Source organism: Clostridium sp. AF34-10BH, from assembly GCF_003478095.1.
GTDB classification, from domain to species: Bacteria; Bacillota; Clostridia; order Lachnospirales; family Lachnospiraceae; genus Acetatifactor; species Acetatifactor acetigignens.
Map to the genome: position 1 here is coordinate 40,880 of NZ_QUEC01000022.1, position 22,629 is coordinate 63,508.

17 protein-coding genes, 1 pseudogene and 1 other annotated feature are annotated in these 22,629 nt (G+C 43.5%); of the genes and pseudogenes, 2 read left to right on the forward strand and 16 right to left on the reverse strand.

What is annotated here, in order from left to right; genetic code table 11:
* Positions 1 to 48: 48 nt before the first annotated feature.
* Entirely contained in the window at positions 49 to 1,014 is a 966-nt protein-coding gene (locus DWZ61_RS13845) for a phospho-N-acetylmuramoyl-pentapeptide-transferase (protein WP_118539176.1), read from the reverse strand.
* Positions 1,015 to 1,418: 404 nt separating this feature from the next.
* On the opposite strand from DWZ61_RS13845, the gene nudC reads away from it, so the two are divergent.
* Positions 1,419 to 2,354: an NAD(+) diphosphatase gene (gene nudC, locus DWZ61_RS13850; RefSeq protein ID WP_347475450.1), complete on the forward strand. Its 936-nt coding sequence runs from the start codon at positions 1,419 to 1,421 to the stop codon at positions 2,352 to 2,354.
* Positions 2,355 to 2,943: 589 nt separating this feature from the next.
* On the opposite strand, the gene DWZ61_RS13860 is transcribed toward nudC, so the two are convergent.
* From DWZ61_RS13860 to DWZ61_RS13910, 11 genes and pseudogenes are all read right to left on the reverse strand, one after another.
* Positions 2,944 to 4,608, reverse strand: coding sequence for a polysaccharide biosynthesis protein (locus DWZ61_RS13860; RefSeq protein ID WP_118539178.1), 1,665 nt, complete (start codon positions 4,606 to 4,608; stop codon positions 2,944 to 2,946).
* Between the two features lie 26 nt (positions 4,609 to 4,634).
* Complete coding sequence (gene glgA, locus DWZ61_RS13865; RefSeq protein WP_117466179.1) at positions 4,635 to 6,080, reverse strand: glycogen synthase GlgA; 1,446 nt, start codon at positions 6,078 to 6,080, stop codon at positions 4,635 to 4,637.
* A 90-nt stretch (positions 6,081 to 6,170) separates the two neighbouring features.
* A complete protein-coding gene (locus DWZ61_RS13870; protein ID WP_118539180.1) occupies positions 6,171 to 7,499 on the reverse strand; it encodes an RNA-binding domain-containing protein in 1,329 nt (442 codons plus the stop codon).
* Between the two features lie 28 nt (positions 7,500 to 7,527).
* On the reverse strand, positions 7,528 to 8,028 hold the full coding sequence (locus DWZ61_RS13875; protein ID WP_227733207.1) for a hypothetical protein: 501 nt from the start codon (positions 8,026 to 8,028) through the stop codon (positions 7,528 to 7,530).
* A gap of 203 nt (positions 8,029 to 8,231) precedes the next feature.
* Positions 8,232 to 8,576: pseudogene (locus tag DWZ61_RS13880) on the reverse strand (sporulation initiation factor Spo0A C-terminal domain-containing protein); the annotation flags it as partial.
* Positions 8,577 to 8,951: 375 nt separating this feature from the next.
* Positions 8,952 to 9,284 carry a HEAT repeat domain-containing protein gene (locus DWZ61_RS13885; protein WP_117466182.1) on the reverse strand — a complete coding sequence of 111 codons (333 nt, stop codon included), beginning with the start codon at positions 9,282 to 9,284 and terminating at the stop codon, positions 8,952 to 8,954.
* Between the two features lie 602 nt (positions 9,285 to 9,886).
* Entirely contained in the window at positions 9,887 to 10,678 is a 792-nt protein-coding gene (locus tag DWZ61_RS13890) for a class I SAM-dependent methyltransferase (protein WP_227733208.1), read from the reverse strand.
* Between the two features lie 60 nt (positions 10,679 to 10,738).
* Positions 10,739 to 10,991: a binding site (T-box leader), on the reverse strand.
* Between the two features lie 51 nt (positions 10,992 to 11,042).
* Entirely contained in the window at positions 11,043 to 11,558 is a 516-nt protein-coding gene (locus DWZ61_RS13895) for a GrpB family protein (RefSeq protein ID WP_118539186.1), read from the reverse strand.
* A 16-nt stretch (positions 11,559 to 11,574) separates the two neighbouring features.
* Entirely contained in the window at positions 11,575 to 12,330 is a 756-nt protein-coding gene (locus DWZ61_RS20470; RefSeq protein ID WP_118539188.1) for an NUDIX domain-containing protein, read from the reverse strand.
* Positions 12,330 to 12,965 (reverse strand): HD domain-containing protein, encoded by a 636-nt coding sequence (locus DWZ61_RS13905; RefSeq protein ID WP_118539190.1) that lies wholly within the window; start codon positions 12,963 to 12,965, stop codon positions 12,330 to 12,332. Before DWZ61_RS13905 ends, DWZ61_RS20470 begins: the two co-directional genes overlap by 1 nt.
* A 391-nt stretch (positions 12,966 to 13,356) precedes the next feature.
* A complete protein-coding gene (locus tag DWZ61_RS13910) occupies positions 13,357 to 14,160 on the reverse strand; it encodes a hypothetical protein (RefSeq protein ID WP_118254306.1) in 804 nt (267 codons plus the stop codon).
* 243 nt (positions 14,161 to 14,403) lie between these two features.
* Between DWZ61_RS13910 and DWZ61_RS13915 the strand changes: the two genes are divergently transcribed.
* Positions 14,404 to 15,558 (forward strand): DUF4317 domain-containing protein, encoded by a 1,155-nt coding sequence (locus tag DWZ61_RS13915; protein ID WP_118539192.1) that lies wholly within the window; start codon positions 14,404 to 14,406, stop codon positions 15,556 to 15,558.
* A gap of 113 nt (positions 15,559 to 15,671) precedes the next feature.
* Here the strand turns inward: DWZ61_RS13915 and DWZ61_RS13920 are convergent, their stop codons facing one another.
* From DWZ61_RS13920 to DWZ61_RS13935, 4 genes are all read right to left on the reverse strand, one after another.
* Entirely contained in the window at positions 15,672 to 17,369 is a 1,698-nt protein-coding gene (locus DWZ61_RS13920; RefSeq protein ID WP_118539194.1) for a methyl-accepting chemotaxis protein, read from the reverse strand.
* A gap of 11 nt (positions 17,370 to 17,380) precedes the next feature.
* A complete protein-coding gene (locus DWZ61_RS13925; RefSeq protein ID WP_117466189.1) occupies positions 17,381 to 18,607 on the reverse strand; it encodes a BMP family ABC transporter substrate-binding protein in 1,227 nt (408 codons plus the stop codon).
* Between the two features lie 104 nt (positions 18,608 to 18,711).
* The gene (locus DWZ61_RS13930) at positions 18,712 to 21,342 is read right to left on the reverse strand and encodes an AAA family ATPase (protein WP_118539196.1); all 2,631 of its coding nucleotides are present in this window, start codon (positions 21,340 to 21,342) and stop codon (positions 18,712 to 18,714) included.
* Positions 21,339 to 22,463, reverse strand: coding sequence for a metallophosphoesterase (locus tag DWZ61_RS13935; RefSeq protein WP_118539198.1), 1,125 nt, complete (start codon positions 22,461 to 22,463; stop codon positions 21,339 to 21,341). The genes DWZ61_RS13930 and DWZ61_RS13935 overlap by 4 nt, the downstream gene beginning before the upstream one ends.
* Between the last annotated feature and the right edge of the window lie 166 nt (positions 22,464 to 22,629).

Sequence of the window (22,629 nt, forward strand, 5' to 3'; positions counted from 1 at the left end):
GAGGATGACCGGTCGCAGTCTCTATGCTGTCCCGGTGTGCCCAGCATTCTACAACTGCATTGCGTAGATTACCGCCAGAGACAGAATGATCTGAATAATGGCAAAACGGAATACGGTCTGTGTATTGGACCAGTCCCACACCTTACGCACATGATCATGCAAGGGAGTACGCACATTTTTCAAAATATGAATCTTCAGGAAACGAAGCAGAGACACCTTAAGAAGTCCCAGTCCTCCATCCAGGATCAGCACCAGTGCCAGCGGGATGAACAGGAACGGGCAGCCGCTCTTCAAAATAGCGATGCTGATGAACAATCCCATAGCCCGGGAACCCGCATCCCCCATCATCAGCTTACTGGGTGTGGCATTGTACCACAAATAGCCCAGAATACATACGGCAAACAGCAGGATCAGGAAAGAATAGGTCTCATTGACGTCCTTCATACGGTCCACGATATAGATGGACATGATCGTAATGATCGACAGGGTTCCGGAGAGTCCGTCCACACCATCGGAGCAGTTGGTCACGTTCACGGAGGTCCATACCAGGATCACCGTGAGGATTGCGAATACTACGGGAGGCAGCGTGAACTTTACATGGAACAGTGCCAGTTCCACCACGTTGGAGTTGTATTTCAGGAAGGTGATGGCTACCAGTGCCGCCACGCACAGATCCAGAAACCCTTTTTTGTATTCACCCCAGGGAGTCTTGGAGGCGTCATCCAGAAAACCGGTCATCATGCATACCACGATCAGCAGCAGATAGATCACCAGCTCTGCGCTTAAGGGTGCAAACAGTAAAACAGATGCCACAAATGCCAGCACAAAAATGATTCCGGCGCCTCTTGGCTTTCCCGCGGACAATTTTCCATCATGGGCAAATTCTCTTCCGGCGTCCTTCGGCAGATACGGGCTTAATTTTGCCGTCGCCAGTACTGTCGCTCCGAAAGCAAAAAGGATTCCAAAAAAAGCAAGGAGAGAACTGCTTCCCTCCGGCAAGATCATCTGTAACATACTATCCCTCGTTTCCACATGAGATACTCACTTTTGTACTCTCATGCTGTATTTTCTGATAAATTCCGTGACTGTTCACAGGGGCATTCGAGAAATGAACACCTCAGAACAGTCACAAAATATTTTAACACAAATATCCCGGAATCTCAAATAATTTCCACAACAGTTCAGTTCTGAACATATCTGGGAGCAGAAATCATGCTTGCATGATTTTGCGGGCAAATATGTGCAGGAGCTAAGCGCCAATCTATGAGCAAAGGTAGTCACGAAGTGACATAAAAGCGTGTTAATGCGACTCCCGTGAACGGCGCGGCTGAACTGTTACGTTTGACAGTTCTCCCACGGTGGACTACTATATTCTTATGAACACTTTCTGAAAAATAGCCATAAAAGGAGAAATGCCTATGATGATCCATAAAATTGAACCACATAAATACTATCCGGAATTCCGAAATCAGGAGCCAAAGCCTTCCGATTATCTGCTGTTATTTGACGGAGAAAAGGTCTATCTGCCCTCCCATACAGAAAACAGTGATGTAACGGATACTTCCGCCGGTGCCGGCATCTCGGAGCATTCTCAAGTATATCTTCCTACTTTTGAAGAAGTCCATGGACTCTTGGGAATCCGTCAGCCTATGGAACGTTTTTTTCTGGACTGTGAATATCTCTTTTCCATTGATGACCGAGCATTCTTCCGCAAGACGACGGAGGACGCCGGTGCTCTCATGCTCCCGGAAGAAGACCTCTACGCCTCCGGTATGTTCCGTAATTTTGAGCCGGAATATCTGGCATTTGCTGGAATCACTGCCACCCAGATCAATCGTTTCCGTCTGGACCGGAAATTCTGTGGCCGCTGCGGGCATCCCACAGTTCCCAGCACTACGGAACGGGCCTGCATCTGTCCGGAGTGCGGTCAGATTGAATATCCCAAGATCTCTCCAGCCGTCATTATTGCCATCGTGGATACCGAGCGGGACAAGATCCTGCTGACCCGTTACGCCGGCGGTTCCTATCGTCACTGGGCACTGGTGGCCGGCTTCGTGGAAGTCGGTGAGACCTTCAAAGGTGCTGCCCGCCGGGAAATCATGGAAGAAGTCGGTTTAAAGGTCAGCGATCTGGTCTATTACAAATCCCAGCCCTGGTCCTTCAGTGATTCCGCCATGATCGGCTTCTTCGCGAAGCTGGAGGGGGATCCTTCTATTACTTTGCAGGAATCGGAGCTTGGCGAGGCTGTCTGGTTCTCCAGAGAGGATGTCCCGGATCTGCCCTCCACTATCAGTGTCGGTCAAGAAATGATCACATTATTCAAGAATGGTGGGGATCCGTTCTGCAAGAGATAATTGATACATTTGAAAGTTTTTCATTTCTATTCCATGATATACCTTGACTTTGTGCCCCCGTGGTTTCATGCCCCGGGGGCTTAATCAGCTTCTTTTCCTCTCTGCGCCCCGCTCTCTCGATCTCCCCGGGGCTTATTTAGTTTCTTTTCCTCTCTGCGCCCCGCTCTCTCGATCTCCCCGGGGCTTAATCAGCCTCTTTTCCTCTCTGCGCCCCGCTCTCTCGATCTTCCCGGGGCTTATTTAGCTTCTTTTCCTCTCTGCGCCCCGCTCTCTCGATCTCCCCGGGGCTTAATCAGCTTCTTTGATTCTCTGCGCCCCGCTCTCTCGATCTCCCCGGGGCTTAATCAGCTTCTTTTCCTCTCTGCGCCCCGCTCCCTCAATCTTCCTAGGGCTTATTTTGTTTCTTTGCCTCTCTGCGCCCCGCTCTCTCGATCTCCCCGGGGCTTAATCAGCATGCTCCTTATATCTACGCCCCATGTACGCAAAAATCTGCCTTCGACAATAACATTGTCATGAGGCAGACTCCTTTCTGTACTTATTCTCTTCACTGTTTCTTCACCTAGAGCATCGTAGCTGTCATCGCTTCTCATTATCTCAATAATCGGCACTTCTTCGCTACCTTCACTAACAGATATCCCTTCGGGAAGCTGCGAAGCTCCTGCTCCGTGATGCCCCGCATCAATATCAGCATGACAAAATAGACTACAGCAGCAATTACGATCGCAGGAATGACAGAGATCCGCATGGACTTCGTCACCATATACAGACCCTCGTAGATTGCCCAGGCTGCCGCTCCCATAAACGCGGAGGCGAACGCCGGAATGACGAAAGTCTTTACGATCTCCTGCCGGTAGCCTACCGCTCTTCTTACCGCCCACTGGTTCAGCACACACATCATACCGGAATACAGCGTATTAGCGATGGCAATGCTGTACAGATCCAGTCTTGTGAACATCAGAAGCAGCACTGCTGCCACCGTCTGCACCACCAGCGAGATCCCCGCATTGATGATCGGGGTATTGACTTTGCCAAGTCCCTGCAAAATCGAACTGTTCAGAGTCGACAGTGCATAAAAGATAACCGACAGTGACAATGTCATTAAAAGAGCTGCCGCCAGATTCAATTCCTCTGCCGTCTTATTCGTGAACAGCAGACTGATCACCGGCTTCGCCAGTACAAAAAGTCCCACAGCGCAGGGAATCGAGATCACCATGGTAGTCTTCACTGCCAGTCCGATCTTCTCTCTGGCTCCCTTCACATCCCGGGCTGCCATCAGCTGTGCTACGGAAGGGATCATGGCAGAAGCCATGGCAGATGCAAAGGCTATGGGAATATTGGACATTGTCAGGGACTGTCCGGAGAAAATACCATATTTTTCATAAATAGATACCGTATCCAGATTGCGAAGAGACGGATACCATTTGGTGTAGATACTGTTGTTGACCGTACTGCTTAAGTTATATACAGCCGTACTCAAAATAAACGGTGTCACCACCAGTGTGATCGTCTTGAATATCTGTCCGTAGGAATCCACATGTTCATGCCTGTCACGCTGCACTCTGCGCAGGATCATTCCACGATTCAGAGCATAGACTCCCGCCATAAAAAGCAGCGCCACTAATACGCCGACACCGGTACCCAGTGCACTTCCCACTGCACCGTAGGTTGCTCTCATCACCTGCCCTGCCTGATCCGCCGGAACCTCCATCGTTCCCATAAACATTTGGATCAGAAGGTATGCCGCGCCTACGCTGACTACCGCATTGGCGATCTGCTCCAGGATCTGCGATACGGAGGTCTGCGCCATGCTCTTATGTGCCTGAAAATACCCTCGTAAAACTCCCAGGATACCATAGACGAAGATCGTCGGTGCAAAGGTGCGCAGTACTGTGACCGCTGCTCCGGACACGAATAATCCCGCTCCGAAAAACAGAAAAAGGCTGGCTATACCGCCAACCATCAGTACATAGATCATGGCTCCGTGGAACAGTCTGTGGGCGTTACGGTATTCCTTCTCTCCCAGCTTCTGTGCGATAGCTTTGGAAATTGCCGAGGGAATACTATAAGAGGAGATCAGCAGAATGATCGTATAATAGTTATACGCTGACTGGTAATAACCAAGTCCCAGATTCCCGATGACACTCTGTAAAGGGCCCCTGTAAAGGAGCCCTATGATTCTGCTGATGATTCCGGCTGCCGCCAGAATTCCCGCCTGCATGATAAAATTGTTCTTGGAACTGTTCTTATCTGCCATATGTTATCTTACCTTATTTCAGTTCTTTATCCGATCAGCCAGTCATACATCTCCTGATATTTCCCGGCGGATACCTTCCAGGAGTAGTCGGTGGCCATGGCACGATCCACGATCTTATTCCACTCTCTCTTCCTGTCATAGTAAATATGCTCCGCATAGCGGATCGTATTCAGCATCTCGTGTGCATTGTAATTCGTAAAGCTGAAGCCCGTACCGGTGCTCTCATACTCATTATAGGGCTGTACGGTATCCTTCAGTCCGCCGGTCTCTCTGACGATGGGTACGGTACCGTAACGCAGCGCGATCAACTGACTCAGGCCGCAGGGTTCGAACAGGGACGGCATCAGATAAGCATCACAAGCCGCATAGATTTTATGGGACAGTGCATCCGAATAATAAATGTTGGCAGACACCTTGTCTCCATACTTCCAGTCGAAATGACGGAACATATTCTCATAACGTTCCTCACCGGTGCCCAGTACCACGAACTGGATATCATCCTGGCACAGTTCATCCATTACATAAGCGATCAGATCCAGACCCTTCTGGTCTGTCAGTCTGGATACCAGACCGATCATCATTTTCTTATCATCTACGCGAAGTCCAAGCTCTTCCTGCAGGGCTCGCTTATTCTTCACCTTTTCCTTGCGGAAATTCACTGCATTATAGGCTTTTACGATATTTTTGTCCGTCTCCGGATTGAACTCTCCATAGTCGATGCCGTTGACAATACCGCGCAGATCATGACTTCTCGCACGCAGCAATCCGTCCAGGCCCTCACCGTAAAACGGAGTCTTGATCTCCTCCGCATAGGTATCACTTACGGTGGTCACTGCATCCGCGAATACGATACCGCCCTTTAACAGATTTGCATCCTTATAAGCCTCCAGCTTGTCAGAGGTAAAATAATACTCCGGCAATCCGGTAATGCTCTGTACCGTCTTCACATCCCATTTTCCCTGGAACTTCAGATTATGTATGGTGATCACAGACTTCATGTTGCGGTAGAAATCTCCGCCATGGAAACGCTCCTTCAGGTATACCGGGATCAGACCGGTCTGCCAGTCATGGCAATGGATCAGATCCGGCTGGAAATTCAAAAGCGGTAATGCCGACAGCACTGCCTTGCAGAAATATGCATACTTCTCGATCTCATATCTGGGATCATCCCCATAAGGCTTGAAACCACCGAAATAACTCTCATTATCAATGAAATAATAATGCACCCCGGCTTCCTCTGCCTCCAGAACACCTACATACACATTCTGCCAGTTGAAATCCATGTAGAAATGTGTCACATACCTGAGCTTATCCTTCATCTCCTGCTTCATACAGGTATACTTCGGGATAAACACTCTTACATCAAAATACTCCTTGTCAATATACTTCGGCAAAGATCCTACGACATCCGCAAGTCCTCCGGTCTTGATAAAAGGTACGCCTTCCGATGCGGCAAAAAGAATTTTTTTCATGTAAACCCTCCACATATGCTACGGCTTGTATTCAAAATATAGATTGATTATACCATGTTTACGATTCATAGAAAAGAGTTCAAAGGCAATTTACAAATCTTTAATCTCCCAGTAACCCTTTCGATCCGATCCTACTCTAACTATTTTTCCCTCTTCTTTCAGTACCTTTATAAGACGAGCTACCTTTCTCGGACTTATGCTCATTTGTTTTGCCATTTGTTTTGCTGTGACAAATGGATTTTCTTTTAGGATCTCCAAAGTTTCCATTTCTTCCGACTTTTCATTGCCAATATCATTGCCAACATCATTGCCATTGGCAATGATATTGGTATCCTCTTTTTGTTCTGTTGAAAATGGAATCTCTACTTTAATAAAATGCTCTGAAATATGAAAGATGCTCTTATCATATACTTTGAGAATTCTGCTCATTCCTGACCCCAGCTGTTCCACAAGTCCTACATCTTTAAATACTCTCATCAATTCACGATTTCTTGGCATGCTGCTACAGCTAAAAAAATCCTCTTCACTCTGTCCCGGTATCAATCCTCCATAGGAAGTAAAAATCATTCTGTCACTAAAAATTTCAAAAACCGGAGGGATCTCTCTCGTAAAATCAGAATGAACAATTGTATTTATTACAGCCTCTCGCATAGGAATAGGTGCAACCAGATTTGTTTCTGTTCTCTGCGCAGTTGTCACTTTTGTTCTCGTAACATTCTCAATCTTTAATTTTTCCAACACTTGATAGGTTGCTTTAATCAAAGAACAATAACCATATTCTTCATTTTCAATCAGATCTACTTTATCTTTTCCTGCATATTTTGCGACCTTTACTGATATGCCGTTTTCATCTGCTAATAAATATGCAACATAATTATATTTTCCATCCGGGGTCAGGAGTTCCAGCGAATTTACAAATTTATCATTTAACTCCATTCCTCTTTCCTGATAATATATTTTTAATTGTGCAAATGTCAGATCCTGTCTGGGGGATGTGATATTTCTTAATGTATTATGAAGCCTTTTACTGTAATAATTGTCTATCAGCGGTGTCGGCATCGGTTGCGTAGATGTTCCTATCCGCATAAAACATCCATTCGGCGACATCCCTTGTTTTTTAATATAATACGGCTTTTCAAGTCCACTGGAAATCAAAATTTTAATGATTGGAATATTATCTATTTCCTCTGTTACAATATCAAATAATCCCATAGTTGATGGAAGAATATTATTTTTTATTCGATCTGCTATTTTCAATTGCGTAGAATCTAATTCCGGCACACCGATAGGGCTCCCTATATCATCTAAACCGATATAGAGTATTCCTCCCTCTTTATTGTTCAGAAATGCTACAACTTCTTTTTCCAGTTTGTCATTTAATTCCGATTTAAATTCTGTTCGACTATTTTCCTGAAGCATATTCCCTCTTTTCCACAATTATCATCAACTATTTACATTGACCCTTTATTTCTTCTATAGTGTCTTTTAATCCACGTATCTTCTTTATAATCTCAAAGTTTTCACTATTTAAATCAAAAACATTAACCGAACCTATTGCACTTACTAATTCTTTTTCCACCTTACTCAAAGTATTGTAAATTTCAGCTTTTAATGTATCCTCTTTAGCATTATTAGAAGATGCTTTCGTATTAACAGATGTACTTTCTATATCTTTAGAATATAAGCCTCTCCCAACTCTTGAAATATCATTTGAGTCAACTAATTGTGCAATAGCTCCGGCAATTTGATTTTTCGTAGGTATTTTCCCACTTTTTTGAATTATGTATTTTTTAAAATCATCATTAGTATACATGCCATATGTTTTTACGCATTCAATAATATAAATCTTAATTTCTGCTGTCGATATCTTCATTTTTTCCTCCACTTCATGTATTTCGTTTAAAGCGTTTGAATCGTTAAATTCGTTAAGCGTTGTTTCCTTAGTCATTTGTGGCATCTTTTTAACAAATTATACCATTTTAAAATTCATTTATCAATATCTTTTATTTTGAATCCCGTTGTTTTTCCATATAGTTAGTTTATATAAAAATAGCAATAATTACTTATTTCACCATACAAGTAAAACAAAGTAATTATTGCTATTATTCAGTCATCATTTACTTTTTCATCTAACTTTTCGTTTCAAATTTCTCATGATCTGTAGGACAGCCGGATTCTGTCGGCGATCAGAGCGATGAATTCAGAATTGGTAGGTTTGCCTTTGCCCGTGTCGATCGTGTAACCGAACATGGCATCCAGGGTCTCCATGCGCCCTCTGCTCCAGGCAACCTCAATGGCATGGCGAATAGCGCGCTCCACGCGGCTGGGTGTGGTCTGGAACCGCTTGGCGATGGTCGGATACAGGATCTTTGTGATAGAACTGATCATTGCCGGATCCTCTACCGACATCATGATAGCTTCCCGCAGATACTGATACCCTTTGATATGTGCCGGCACTCCGATCTCATGGATCATATCCGTGACATCCTTTTCCAGGTCATGGATGACTTCCTGGGTCTGTTCCTTTTTTTCTGTCGCTTTTACTGTGCTGTCTTTGGCGTTTTTCGTAGAAGGAACCGTGATCATAATTTGGAATTCCTTGTTGGCATTCATCAGATCCCCCAGGATTTTGTATACTTTTTCATTATCCTTTGTAGTTGTAATGTTTAATTTTTCCATTAAACTACCTCCATGACTACAAAACTACTTTTTTCACGTACCGTTCTATTATAAATAGATATGCATCGTAGCTTCAAGCAGAACCCGTCGCAAGATTTTTCCAAATTTCGCAAAAAAGGCGCCCGGAATGAACCGGACGCCAATAAGAGGGAAAATGTATAAGTAGAAAAACTACGAGTAAAGCAAATTAAATTAATGATGCTCTGCCAGAGTGTGAAGTGCTTCCTTGATGGCTGTCTTCACGGTCTCATCCTGTTCTGCATTCAGTCTGTGCAGTAGATAGGTCTTGGCATATTCGGTGCCGATGCTTCCTAACGCTTTTGCTGCTTCGACACGGATCTTCGTATCCGGATTGTCGATCATGTGGGCAATGCTGTTGACACTGTCTTCATCCTTGATCCGGCTCAGAGCTTCCAGTGCAGCTACCACCACGGTATCATCGGAAGAACTCAGATATTTGATGATCTTGTCGGATTTTCCTTTCTCTTGTAATTTTTGGATCTTACTTAAATCATGTTGTTCCATAAACACGCGCCTCTTTCTTTCTGCCAGCGCGGGGGCGGTGAAAATCGTCTCCGGATCATCCACTTTGCTTCGCCTGTGGTGATTGGCTTTTCTTGATAATGTTATGATAGCACCTTATTTGTCAGAAAACAATTATAACAAAATGAAGGATTTCTAAAAATTCTATAACCTGCTACTCTTTTGCTCAAATAAATCACATCTGTATTCTAATGCCCTGTAGTCCAATGCCGATTTCACATATCCCGCAGTCATATCATTCATTGCTTTCTGCTTAGCTCCTTGTATTCACTTTGTTGGAATATACATTCGGGAAATCCTCTCGAAGCCATTCCACATATTCATCCGAAATACGGTACAATTTGAATTCTTCCATTATACTTCCTTTCTTCGGTATAAAACAAAAAGAGAGCAAATATTTTACTATTTGCTCTCTCAGAATTTAAGATTCTCCACTTATATGGCAGGAGCCCTCCCGAGTTTAAAATCTTCCACTTATATGGCAGGAACTCTCCCGATAATCAATTCCTTATCTGTTAATCATTATATGCTTTCTTAATGAAAAAGCAATGAGTATTTTAGCAACGATATCTTTCAAAATCTTATTATTTTCTCCCAATTATAATAACATGATTACTTGCTCCTAAAACCGACTGTTCACGGCATACACTATAATGATAGTCGCACCAAGTTTTGAACTGTTTTTCATCCCATTTGTCAACCTTTTGTGATAAAAGAGGAGCTAAACCATCTTGGGCGAAATGGTCTACAATTTTTAATCTATATCTTTGGTAAATTGATTCCATTTCTTCTTTTGATGAGTAATAAGTATCTGTCCAAAAGCATTTCTCATCATCATGCTTCAGCACACCAGTTTCAATAAGTTGTTTCGCCAAGTGTTCATCCAAATATTTTTCATTGCTCGTAGCAATATATTGAAAAACATAGTATCTTGGAATGTACGCAGTAACCAAAAGCCCGCCTTTCCTTAACACTCTTAGACATTCCTTCATGCATTTTTCTCTCTGCTCTTCTGTAATCAAATGATAAAATGGTCCCATATTGAGAACAATATCAAATGAATCATCTGCGAAACAGGACATATCTGTAGCATCCAAAACAGAAGTATTCATATGATAATTTTTATTGGTAAGAGTTCGATTAATAATGTCTATATGCCTTGGCGTAATATCTGTAGCAGTTACATCATGCCCCTTATCTGCAAACCAGAAAGCATAAATTCCTGTTCCTGCTGCACAATCTAATATTTTACTATTGGTGCCGATAATCTCATCCAAAACTCTTGTAGTTGTTACAAATTCAATTCTTCTTGCATTATTTGTAGTCAAACGATTTTCCTCTTTGTAATTCTCGTAACTGTCAACAACATAATTCATCACTAATTCCTCCGATTCTATTATTTTATGTATTAAAAAAGCTACCCTCCTTAAATTAACTTTAAGGACGATAGCTGATAGCTTCGTGTTACCACCTTAATTCATCTATATTTCGCAATATAGACCTTAGCAAGTACGGAAATTTCTTTCGATACTCTGACGCTGTAATGGGCGTTCCCAGTGTAGCCTAATGAATAAATCAGTCGGTACACGGCTCCAAGACTGGTTCAATATTTCTTCAATAGAGTTTTCCACCAAGCAACTCCTCTCTGTAATTTCCAAAATATTTACTATCTCTCTTCATCGCTTTTTAACATAGTAGATTCATAATTATTTTTTGTCAAGACATACAAAATAAAAATTATTAATTATTTAGAATAATATCTATTATATCTTTCTTTCCTTTAGTGTACAATCCCCTATTATCAGCATACTTACTTTCCAGTTCTTCCTTCACCCTCTGATACTGCAAAGCCATATTCTCATTAGCATTTAGACAATCTCTAAAATGAATATAATTCCTCCACTCAGTTCCCTTCCACTTCACAACATGAATATGGTGTGTCCTGATATCCTTTTCCATATCACCCATTACATAAAGAATCTGATTTTCCACATCCGAACCACGATAAAAGATTCCATCCTTCTGTAACTGCTCATTATATGACATTATTTTCTCAAAATCAGTTACCCCAACAGCAATATCAATAATCGGTTTTGCTTTAATTGCTGGTATTGCTGTACTTCCAATATGTTGTATATCAACAGCATCATCACCTAATATAGATTTAAGGTTTTTGATTGTTTGAATGGCAGCCTCATCCCACTGTTTATCATGTGGTTCAAGCTGCACTGTTCCTCTTTTTAATCCTAATGACATAGCAATCTCCTTAATATTACATCACAATTTCACTGTCGAAATATTGTTCCTGAAAATGAATCTGTCTCCTGATTTCTTCCTTTGAAAAAGTTACTCCGTCAGGCACAACTACCCACTTTTCTTCTATATCATCTTTTCTATAAACAATGGCAATAATTTTACCTGTAAACTTACCTACTGGCTCATTTACACCTAATATATAGGCATCCTGCTTCTCTCCATCTGGTGCCATAACTCCTTCAATGTAACCATAATTTATTGGATAATACATATCCTTATATTCAGGATGATAACTTCCTAATGGTCTATCGACTGTGACAGTTACTGTTGCTCCGATTATAGAATTACTTTTAACCCGTAAATACTTTTCTATCAATTTCGGCTGTATTAACGGATATGTCCAGTTCTCAGGCAAATCATCCATAAGCACAACTTTCTCCATTTCGCTATGTAATTCTGTTGCAAACTCTGTTATCTCTGCAAAACAAAGCAGTCCAAATGTTTCTTTACCGGTATCATTTACTCTAGTCTTACCTGTCACCGAATATACACATATTGGTTTTATCTCAAATTTGATAGCTCCAGTCTCTTCCTGCAACTCCCTTTTTGCTGTTTCAAAAATATCCTCCCCAGCTTCTCTATGCCCTCCCGGCACTTCATATGTATCTCTTTCTTTATGTTTGCAGAAAACCCACTTGCCGTTACTCTGTGAGATAATTACTGCAAATTTCAATAGTTCATCATTAACTGTATCATAAAATTTTACTTCCATCACATTTTTCCTTCCCATTCCAGCATAAACTCATACAGAAATTCCTGCATTACAACCAGTCTATGTTCTGCCAGTTTCTTTCCCTCAGTCGTATTCATCATGTCTTTCAACAAAAGCAACTTTTCATAGAAATGATTAATGCTTGTAGAATCTTGATTATTCCGATACTCTTCTTTATTCATTCCCATTTTAGGTTTTATTTCCGGATCATAAATCTTTCTTCCCCTACTACCACCATATGCGAATGTTCTGGCAATTCCAATAGCTCCTATAGTATCAAGTCGGTCTGCATCCTGCACACATTTTCCTTCTATGGTATCAGGTACGACTGAATCAGTTCCTGCAAATGAAACCTCATCTATAATTTTGCATACCGCCTCTATCTTTTTACCATCTATTTTGTTAATTGTCATAAAATCAACTGCATTTTTCTTGGTAACATAAGTGTCCGGAGAAAGCTTAATATCGTCAACATCATGTAACAGAGCCGCCAACTGCACTATTTTAACATCTGCATTTTCCTGTTTTGCGATTTTAGTAGCCAGTTTATATACTCGTATTGTATGATAATAGTCATGACCACTACTGTCTCCCGAAAATATACCTTGTATAAATCTCTTTTCATTATCTGTCATATTTTCTCCTAATCAACCTAACAAAGCAATATATTGATTTATGAAAGTCATTACTCCACCCACAAATAGAGCCAACCTAGAGCCATTCGATAAAACAAATGCCGGAAACCCGCATAAATACAGGCTTTCGGCATTTTAATCCGTTATTCAAACTCGGCAAATCCGAAGATATTACTAAATGTATTTGTTTAGTTTCCATCTCTTTTCTGCCGTTATTTTATCTCTGTTACATATATTATTTTGGCTCACTGATTTTCTGTTGCTAATTTGTTGCCATAAAATCTATATTATCCTGATTTTGGAGATACCCTGATTTCAAAAGGGAAGTCTATTTTCCCTTTGAAAAGCACCTCGCTCTCCCCCTACTGTATTTTTTCTTTAGAATGGAGAGTCAGGGAGTTGCCTTTTTTGATATTGGTTGAACCATCGCATTAGCTTCGCGTTGTTTCGTATTCCAATCACATATTTCAAAATTTTCATTGTACCATCTTATATTGGACATTCCATATACATTTCCCATTTTTAATCCTTGATAATATGCTTGTCCATCTACAATCGTTCCATGATACATGCCATTGAATTTGCTTCCATTATATAGACCAACTAGTTGCGGAATCCCTCCTGTATGCTTGTCCTTGACATTTTTTACAATATCACAAAAGCAATGGAAATAATTTCTACTTGTGCTTTCGTTATTTCCATTTTTGAACCTCAAAAAGTTCTCATCATATTCTTTTTTCCCACTTCCATCTGAAAAAAGGTTCTTTGACTTCTTAAAATCAGTATGTATTTTTATGTTCTCCCATATTATTCCATTCCAAAAGTATACGTTCGCATCAAATATTCTTTTTTTATTTCGCCCTATATGATATATTTTAATAATTCCATTATTAAGTTTGTATGCTGAATGTGCTCTTTTGATTTCATTAAAAATAATCTCACTTCTATCTTGATAATCCATATCTGCTGATAACAGCATTCCCACATCGCACATACTTGTTAAGCGAGTTAATATCTGATATGTAAATAATGTTTCTCCACAATACCCTAATATATCAGGAGTATTTTTTAATGCAAATGTCTTTTGGCTATAATCATAAAAGTTCCTATTATCAGAAATTCTACTATCACTGGCTATATATGCAGAACATGGGCCTCTCTGATCACAAGCCAACCATCCTACAATTAATGTCATTTTTACTAATTCCTCTTTGCAAATCCATTCTAAAAATCCATAAACTTTATGAACTTTTAGAGTGGATTTGCACCACTATCTTTTATCATCTGATAAACGTCTTACTCTTAGACCACTAGAACCATGTTCAGTATTATTTTATCACTCTTGCCCCCATTATACAACATATTTCCAACTTGAGCACTTGTCCCATCACGTTTTTTATACTATACTGATATCATCAAATCGAAAGAAGGTACTCTCATGACAAAACAGGAAATCAGCGAGATCAAAAAGCTGTTCACCCCGAAAAACTGCTCCATCACAAGAATCTGCGGATGCTATGTGGATGGAGAAAAAAATAAAAAGACAGAATTAAAGCAGGCCTTTCTGGCACTGCCGGAGGAAGAGATGTTCAAGTACTTCGAGATTCTGCGGAAGAGTCTGTCCGGCACCATCGGCAAAAATCTGCTGAATCTGGAATTCCCGTTAAAGAGTGAAACGGAGGGCGGCACGCAGGAATTCCTGCTGCGTCTGCGAGACAGCAGGCTGAAGGACGATGCATTGCTTGAGCAGTTCTATGACCGTATCATCGAGTCTTATGAATATGTGGGCAATTATCTGATCCTGCTGATCCACGATGCCTACGATGTACCGGGTCGTACCAGAGACGGCATCGAAATGGAGGACGCTTCCGACGAAGTCTATGACTATATCCTTACCTGCATCTGCCCCGTGGATCTGTCCAAGCCGGGATTGAGCTATAACGCTGTGGAAAATACCTTCCAGAACCGTATCCGCGACTGGGTGGTAGGTATGCCGGATGCAGCCTTCCTGTTCCCCGCATTCAATGACCGCAGCACGGACCTGCACAGCACTCTGTACTATTCCAAAGATGCGGAGGAATTAAAGGAGAACTTCGTAGATCTGATGTTAGGCTGTCCTCTTCCTCTGTCCGCAGGCGGTCAGAAGGAAACCTTCCAGTCACTGGTGGAGGAGACTCTGGGCGATAGCTGTGATATCGAGACGGTGAAAAATATCCACGAGAAAATGAATGAGATTGCCCAGGAACATAAAGAAGATCCCGAGCCTGTGGTATTAGATAAAAATGAAGTAAAAACCATTTTTGCCAGCAGTGGTGTAGCCAATGACCGCATGGAGGTCTTCGACCAGTGTTTCGATGCCACTGCCGGTGAAGCCACCTCCCTCATGATGACCAATGTCTACAATCCCCGCAGCTTTGAGGTAAAGACGCCAGATGTGGTCATCAAAGTCAATCCCGAGCGCACGGATCTCGTCAACACGAAGCTGATCGACGGCAGACAGTGTCTCGTTATCGAGCTGGACGGTAATATCGAAGTCAACGGCATCACCGTCCGGGCTGCCGGAAGCGGGGACAGGGAAGAATCTGAAGAATAAACCACCTGCCAAACGACAAGAATCGCACAACGAACTTGTGTAAAAAACCAGAAGCAGCCTTACGAATGCAAGCATTCGACAGCTGTCTCTGGTTTTTATTTTTCTCTGAGTCGTTACATCTTAAAATACTGCATGCTCTCCGCCAACTCATCATCAATCTTCTTCAGCTGTCCGGCACTGTCATATACCTGCTTAAAGGTATCCAGAACCTCCTGTGTCTCGGTATAGGTCTGCTGCGTACTATCTACATTGTCATGCGCAATCTGCGAAAGCTGCTCCACAGCCTCCATGACTTCTCCACGGGACTCGGCCAGTCTGCCGGTACTCTCTCTGATCTGCAGAATACTCTGCATGGAATCCTCGATCTCTTTTAAGACTTCCGATACATTGGTTCTGGTCTCCTGCATGCTGCCGCTCTGTTCCGTAATGATCTCCTGCATCCGCTGCATGATCTCCATTTCCTGGGCGGAATCTTCCATCAATGCTTTCGTGGTCTCTTCAATCTCGTGACCGGACTGGTTGGACTGTTCGGCCAGCTTCTTGATCTGGTCAGCCACTACGGCGAATCCTCTTCCGCTCTCTCCGGCTCTTGCCGCCTCGATGGAAGCATTCAGGCTTAACAGATTCGTCTCTTCCGCGATTGATGTTATAAACTCCATCGCTGCATTGATTTTCTGAATGGAGGCATTGGTTCTGTCTGTCTGCTCCTTGACCTCTCCGATGATCCGCTCCACTTCTTCATTGATATGGCACAGCTGTGCCAGCGTATCTGCGGTCTTTTTACTGGATTTCTGCATGGAAGCTGCATTTTGGTTCAACGTATCCACTTCTGTGGATGTCTCTGTGATATGCTCTCCCATGATCCGCATATTCTCGGAAGTACTCTCGGAATTTCTAGACTGCTCCGTAGAATTTGCTACCACCTGACTTACAGCGTTCTGTACTTCGTTCATGGTACTGTTGGTAGTGTCTGCCGCATTTCCCAGCGCCCTGGAAGCCTCCAGCAGACTCTCGGAATTCTGGGAAATTCCCTTCAGGATACCCTTCAGAGTGTCCTTCAGTTTTACGGTAACCCGGGACAGATCTCCGATCTCATCCTTCCTCTTTAACATCTTGTCATCAACCCAGACAGTCAGATCACCCTCTGCGACCTTCCCCATGATACCGATACTCTTCTTGATATTCCGGCTGATGGAAGTGGCCAGCTTCAGTCCCACGCCCATACACAGGATCATCGCCACACATACAGCTGCACCGATGCCAAAGATCATGCCGTTCACCACGGCATCCTTGTCCTCTTTATTCGCACCCACGAATACCATGCCGATGATTTCCGTAGAGTCGTTCTGATAGACCGGCATAAAATATCCGTAATTCATGACTCCGTCCAGAGATACTGCACTGCTGAAATACTCTTCTCCGTTCTGTAATACCTTCTCCACGATCCTGTCTCCTGCCGGAGAATTCAGAATCCGATCTCCGTTACTGTCCACGGCGGAAGTCATGATGCGACGGTCCCCGTAGAAAAAAGTCACATCCATTCCTGTATTGTCCCTGATCCGATCCACCAGGCTCTCAGAATGGGAGATATTATAGCTGCCTTTCCAGATGTCGCCATTACTGGATTCCATATAGTCACCGGTGTTCTGGTCATATGCTGCCAGCGTTGCCGCAGCCGTTCCCTTCAGTCCTTCTTCGATTTCCTCCATCATGGAACTGTGTACCGTCGTCAGCATAAAAAAGATAGATAACAGTCCCAACAATACTACCGGTCCGATGGTCATTGACAGAATCTTTTTTTGTATACTCATGAAAATGCCCCCTATTCTACCACAGATACGGTCTTGAAATACCAGTTGATACCTCCGGTGATCGTTGCATCATCCAGCGTTGTTCCTTCTTTGCCCACGGTCTCTCCCGTATTGGTCTCGATCACACCGTCAAATACCCCATTTTCTCCGGATAAAATCTGCTTCTTGGCTTCCTCTACTTTCTCTTTCGTTCCTTCCGCACAGAAATCCGCCAGATCCGTGATGCTCACCAGATTTTCATTCATGCCGCCGTAATAGTTGCTGCCGTCCCAACTGCCGTCAATGACGCTCTGCACTGCTGCCGTATAGTAAGCACTCCAGTTCCATACCACACTGCACAGGCAGGACTGCGGAGCATCCTTACTCATATCCGAATTATATCCGATACTGTACACACCTTTTTCCTGTGCCAGCGTCTGGGGATATACGGTATCACAATGCTGTGCAATCACATCACAGCCCATATCCAGTAACGTCTGTGCCGCAGCTTTTTCTCCCTCGGGATCGTACCAGCTGTTTGTCACCTTTACATATACTTTTGCGTCCGGATTCACCGAATAGATTCCCAGTGCAAAGGCATCTATACCACCAGTGACCTCCGAATTGGAAGAATCCATAGCTGCCACATACCCGATTTTATTGGAAGAAGTATTCATTCCCGCCACGATACCGCTCAAATATCTCGCCTGATAAATTCTGCCGAAATAGTTGTTGAAATTTTTACCGTTGCTCAGGTAGCCGGTGCCATGGGAAAAATACACTTCCGGATATTCTTCCGCCATTTCCGCTGTAGTTTCCATATATCCCCAGCTGGTAGTGAAGATGATATTGCAGCCTTCATCAATACATTCCTGAATTGCCTGTCTGGTCTCCTGCGTATCACTGTCATTGACATTAATCTTGCGGATGATCTGATCATCTGATAATCCCAGATTCTGCTGCATTCCCTGAATTCCCAGATCATGCGTATATGTATAACCGCTGCCCTCCGCCGGATCCGACAGATGCAGTACTCCTACCTTGATCTCCTCCTTTGGAATCCCTGCAGTCTGTGTTGTTGCGCTGCTGCCGCTTTCCGACTGCACCACCTGCGTAGTCCCATTGCTACCCCTTGCCTCATATCCGATGTTTGTAGCATAATCGTCCACTTCTCCGGTATTTCCGCAGCCTGTCAGTAATGCACACCCCAGAAGAATTGCCGCTGCCTTCCAAAAGTTTCCTGTTTTACCTCTTCCCATATACAAGTACCCCTTTCTCTTTTGTAGTCTATGTATATCTCTTATCTCTACCGTCTGATTTCTCAGAATCGGTTGATTCTACAAATATAAACTACAGCCTTCCCTTATTCCCTGCTGCCATGGCAGGTAAAATAAATCACCTGATACTCTTTCGCGATCTCTGTAAGGAACCGCATTGCTCCCTTGGTCCGGTTCTCATCCAGATTCACAAAAGGGTCATCCAGAATCAAAAACGGTTTCTGTTCCTCATACATGGCTTCCACCAAAGCAAGTCTCATACAGATACCGATCAGGTCACGGTTGCCCAGACTCAGGTATCCGATGTCTCTGGGCATATTTCCTTCAATCACCTTTAATCTGGTATTGGCATCCATCTGATAATTTTCGCATTCCGTTCCCGTGAGCATCCTGTAATATTTCCGGAACCCCTGCATGACAGGTTCTGTATATTTCGCAGTGAACGAACTCTTTGCCTGTTCCAACAGATTTTTTGTCATTCCAAGCAATTCATATTGTTTGAGTCCTTCCTCTGTCTTCTCCTGCAACGCTTCCAGCTCTTCCTGCATATTTTCCACAGTATCCCAGGATTCCTGTAAGTCGGAAAGTTGTTTCTGATAGCTGTCAATGGTCTGAAAACGTTCTTCCATACGCTCCGAAAGGACCTGCATTTCATCTGCCAGACTTTCCAGGGATTCCTCTCCCTCCGGGATCTTCAGTGCCAGAAGTGCCGGAATGTCCTCTTTCTCTTCAAACGCTTTTATCTCCTGCTCGATTCTCCGATATTCCTGTAACTCCTTCTCATAATCCTTTCTATGACTTTCCAGTTCGGCCAGCTGTTCTTCCGGGTGCTCCTCCGGAATCAGCTGCAACGACATCAGATAATTTTTTACCTGTTCTGCCAGCGCTTCGTATTTCTGCTTTTGCTGTAAATATTTCTTTTGTTTTTCCAGTAAAAGCTGTCTCTGTCTGCACTTTCCCGCCAGTTCATGCAATGCCGCAAGATAATTTTGTGTTTCCGGTACTTCTCCGTATTCTGCAAAAAACTGCTGCAAATCTTTCTGCAATGCGGCAATTCTCGCAGTCTTTTCATCCGATCCGTCCTGCTTCTGCCGCTCCAAAAGTGCCTCGTAATCTCTTCTCTTATTCTGCAGTTCCACAAGCCAGGAGGTCAGTTCCAGTCCTTCCCGAAGTCCCCAACGAGTGCAGAAATCATCAATCTGTTCTTCCTCTATGCGGACCTGTGCCTCAAGTTCTTCCATTTCCTGTTCCAAATAGGAAAGCTCTGTATTTTCTCCCGTTTGGACTTTGGATCTGCCTGCTGTAAACAACAGTGCCGCTGCCACAGCTGCAATTCCCAGTACGATCAGGACTCCTCCGATCACTCCCTGTCCCAACAGGATCACAACAAAACCGCCAAGCGATAAAAGAATGCCAAAAAGCAATAGTATTTTTTTCCTTTTACCTGCTTCTTCCTGCTCCCGTAAGCATCTGGCATCTTCCTGTGCCTGTATGGATTGCAGGGTTTTCCGCTGTATTTCTTTCGCCTGCAGAAGACTTTTTCCTTCATTGCGGTTCGTCCAGGCATTTTTTACACTGTCGATCTCCGCCTCCTGTGGCATTCCTTCCGCAAAATATCCGGAAAGCTCCTCTAACCGTCTGCTCTCTTCCCCTGACAGGGCATTTTTTCTTATCGTACTTTCCAGGCTCTCAAGTTCTTGTGCCTCAGCATATTTTTCTTCCAGCCGGGCATTGTCCACCATGGGGAAATTATCTTTTAACTGCGCCTGTTCTTCCACTGTCAGGCAATAGATTTCCATTGCCTTGCGGACAGAAATCCCCTGATTGCAGACGGCTGCTTTTTCGCGTAATTCTTCCCCTTTTGGTATCACGCCGTTAAAATAGCTTTCCGCTTCTTTTAAAGTCTGCTGTCTCTGTGCCATTTTTGCACGCAGATCCAGGTACTTCTCTTTTTTCGCCTGTTGATCCTTATAAATTCCCAGTTCCTTTTGTCTCTCCTGCAGTTCTGTCAGTTCCGCAGAAAGCTTTTCTCTCTCCTCGATTGCTGCCTTTTTCCGGGTATCAATACTTTCCATCGTATTGTGTATCTCCTGCCCGTTACGGATCTGCGTCTTCAGTTCCGTAATGCGGTCCTTGCTCTGACGGAGCGATCCGGTCTTACGAGAGGGTGACATGCTGTTTAACAGATCGTTCAACCGCTTGTCCGCTGTCTCAAAATTATTGATATCGTCCGTATTCTCCGCCAGATTCCCGATTTTGGCATTGATGCCGTCCGTAACAAAGGTCTCGCAGTCATTCTGTGAGATAAAAATCGTTCGTTCAAAGGATCCTGCGTCGATCCGGAACAACTCTTCTCCCAGATTTTGTGTAAAATCACTGCATGGCAGATTTGTTTTCGTATCTGTCAGCTGAAATTCATCTTCTGCGCTTTTACTTCCGAAGGTTCTGCGGACAGAATATTGCTTTCCTTCACTTTCAAATTGCAGTTCTCCGCCATAGACGCCCTTTTGCCAGGGACTGTATCTCTTCCTCTCATTTTCCAGTGGGTCCCTCTTCCCTTCATTCCGGAATCCGAACAGCATAACGCGTAAGAATGCTGCCAGTGTGCTTTTTCCCCAGCCGTTTCCCTCACAGACGGTGTTGCAGCCATCTGTAAAATCATATGTAAAGTCACTTAGTTTTCCGAAATTCTCAATGTGACATTTGATCAGTTTCATGCGTCCAGGATCTCCTCTCCGGCCAGTGCCTGCAATCCGTAATGTATCACTGTCGCCTTGTCCTCTTCCGGCAGATCTGCCCTGCCCATGACAGTACGGATAAACTCTCCCTTTAAGGACTTATCCTTTGCAAAAGCAGCATAATCCACCAGATACTCAGAGCTGTCCTTAATCTTCACAAAATAAAAAAGGTGGCTGAACTGATGTAACAGAAAGTCAATATCCTTTTCACTTTCCACATCTATTTTCCCGACCAGTTCATACTTGATCAGACTTTTCTCCGGGTAACCTTTCCCGGCTGTCTCGGCTCTCATCCGTTCCATGATTTCCGTCGTGGATTCACAACCGGTAATATCCACCGGGATGGTATAGAGCTTTCGGGATGCGAAAGGAATAAACGTACTGTCAATTGTACCTGTCAGCTCATCAATGTCAAGCATCACAAATCCATGCTCTCCGCATTCATCAAACCCTCTGCCCTCCAGACAGCCGGGATAACAATAGACACCTCTCGCATCCAGACGCTCCTGCTTATAGCTGTGGATGTGTCCCAGGGCAAGATAATCAATTCCCTTATTTTTCAATGCCGTCAGATGAATGATCTCCGCCTTATCTCTCGCACTGTATTCCGATTCCTGCCCATGCAGGACTACAATGTTGCATTGATCCACATCCAGTGACAGCGTATTATATATGCTTCCACTGTTTTCCGGTGTCAGTTCCACCCCGGTAACCGCAACTCCCTTACCGGAAGTATTCTCCGTCCCTGAAAGTTCATAGCTTGTCCAGTTGTTCCCAAATAGATGAAGATTCTCCGGAATTTCCGAAAGACCGGACGTAAAGCTTCCTTCGTCATGATTCCCCTGTAAGTAATAAAAAGCTATTTTGGGATGTCCCTGAATTAAGTCTTTTACCACATTCCGGGCGGTAGCGGATACGTTTTTCGTATCGAACAGATCTCCTGCGATTATGATCGCCGCCACGCCCTGCTCTGCCCCGTAGGTAACCATATTCTGAAAAGTAGTCAGCAATTCCGTCTTGCGTTCTCTCGCTTTTTCTTTGGTCAGATTTGCACTCATTTTGGAATCCAGATGGATATCCGCACAATGGATGATTTTCATATTGCTGCCTCCCGCATTAACCCTGTAGCACCTGTTTCAAAAGATTGGAACTATGCAGAATCTCATTCGCAAAACCGCATCTGTGATGCTCTCGTTTTGCAGACATATTCATTATATACGAATCTTTGTTCGATTACAACAAAAACGTATCGGTAGTGAGACATTT

What these genes read in the sequence shown, in the direction of transcription:
- DWZ61_RS13845 (WP_118539176.1), bottom strand. Translation starts at nt 1,014, where the DNA reads ATGTTACAGATGATCTTGCCGGAGGGAAGCAGTTCTCTCCTTGCTTTT.
- nudC (WP_347475450.1), top strand. Translation starts at nt 1,419, where the DNA reads ATGATGATCCATAAAATTGAACCACATAAATACTATCCGGAATTCCGA.
- DWZ61_RS13860 (WP_118539178.1), bottom strand. Translation starts at nt 4,608, where the DNA reads ATGGCAGATAAGAACAGTTCCAAGAACAATTTTATCATGCAGGCGGGA.
- glgA (WP_117466179.1), bottom strand. Translation starts at nt 6,080, where the DNA reads ATGAAAAAAATTCTTTTTGCCGCATCGGAAGGCGTACCTTTTATCAAG.
- DWZ61_RS13870 (WP_118539180.1), bottom strand. Translation starts at nt 7,499, where the DNA reads ATGCTTCAGGAAAATAGTCGAACAGAATTTAAATCGGAATTAAATGAC.
- DWZ61_RS13875 (WP_227733207.1), bottom strand. Translation starts at nt 8,028, where the DNA reads ATGACTAAGGAAACAACGCTTAACGAATTTAACGATTCAAACGCTTTA.
- DWZ61_RS13885 (WP_117466182.1), bottom strand. Translation starts at nt 9,284, where the DNA reads ATGGAACAACATGATTTAAGTAAGATCCAAAAATTACAAGAGAAAGGA.
- DWZ61_RS13890 (WP_227733208.1), bottom strand. Translation starts at nt 10,678, where the DNA reads ATGAATTATGTTGTTGACAGTTACGAGAATTACAAAGAGGAAAATCGT.
- DWZ61_RS13895 (WP_118539186.1), bottom strand. Translation starts at nt 11,558, where the DNA reads ATGTCATTAGGATTAAAAAGAGGAACAGTGCAGCTTGAACCACATGAT.
- DWZ61_RS20470 (WP_118539188.1), bottom strand. Translation starts at nt 12,330, where the DNA reads ATGGAAGTAAAATTTTATGATACAGTTAATGATGAACTATTGAAATTT.
- DWZ61_RS13905 (WP_118539190.1), bottom strand. Translation starts at nt 12,965, where the DNA reads ATGACAGATAATGAAAAGAGATTTATACAAGGTATATTTTCGGGAGAC.
- DWZ61_RS13910 (WP_118254306.1), bottom strand. Translation starts at nt 14,160, where the DNA reads ATGACATTAATTGTAGGATGGTTGGCTTGTGATCAGAGAGGCCCATGT.
- DWZ61_RS13915 (WP_118539192.1), top strand. Translation starts at nt 14,404, where the DNA reads ATGACAAAACAGGAAATCAGCGAGATCAAAAAGCTGTTCACCCCGAAA.
- DWZ61_RS13920 (WP_118539194.1), bottom strand. Translation starts at nt 17,369, where the DNA reads ATGAGTATACAAAAAAAGATTCTGTCAATGACCATCGGACCGGTAGTA.
- DWZ61_RS13925 (WP_117466189.1), bottom strand. Translation starts at nt 18,607, where the DNA reads ATGGGAAGAGGTAAAACAGGAAACTTTTGGAAGGCAGCGGCAATTCTT.
- DWZ61_RS13930 (WP_118539196.1), bottom strand. Translation starts at nt 21,342, where the DNA reads ATGAAACTGATCAAATGTCACATTGAGAATTTCGGAAAACTAAGTGAC.
- DWZ61_RS13935 (WP_118539198.1), bottom strand. Translation starts at nt 22,463, where the DNA reads ATGAAAATCATCCATTGTGCGGATATCCATCTGGATTCCAAAATGAGT.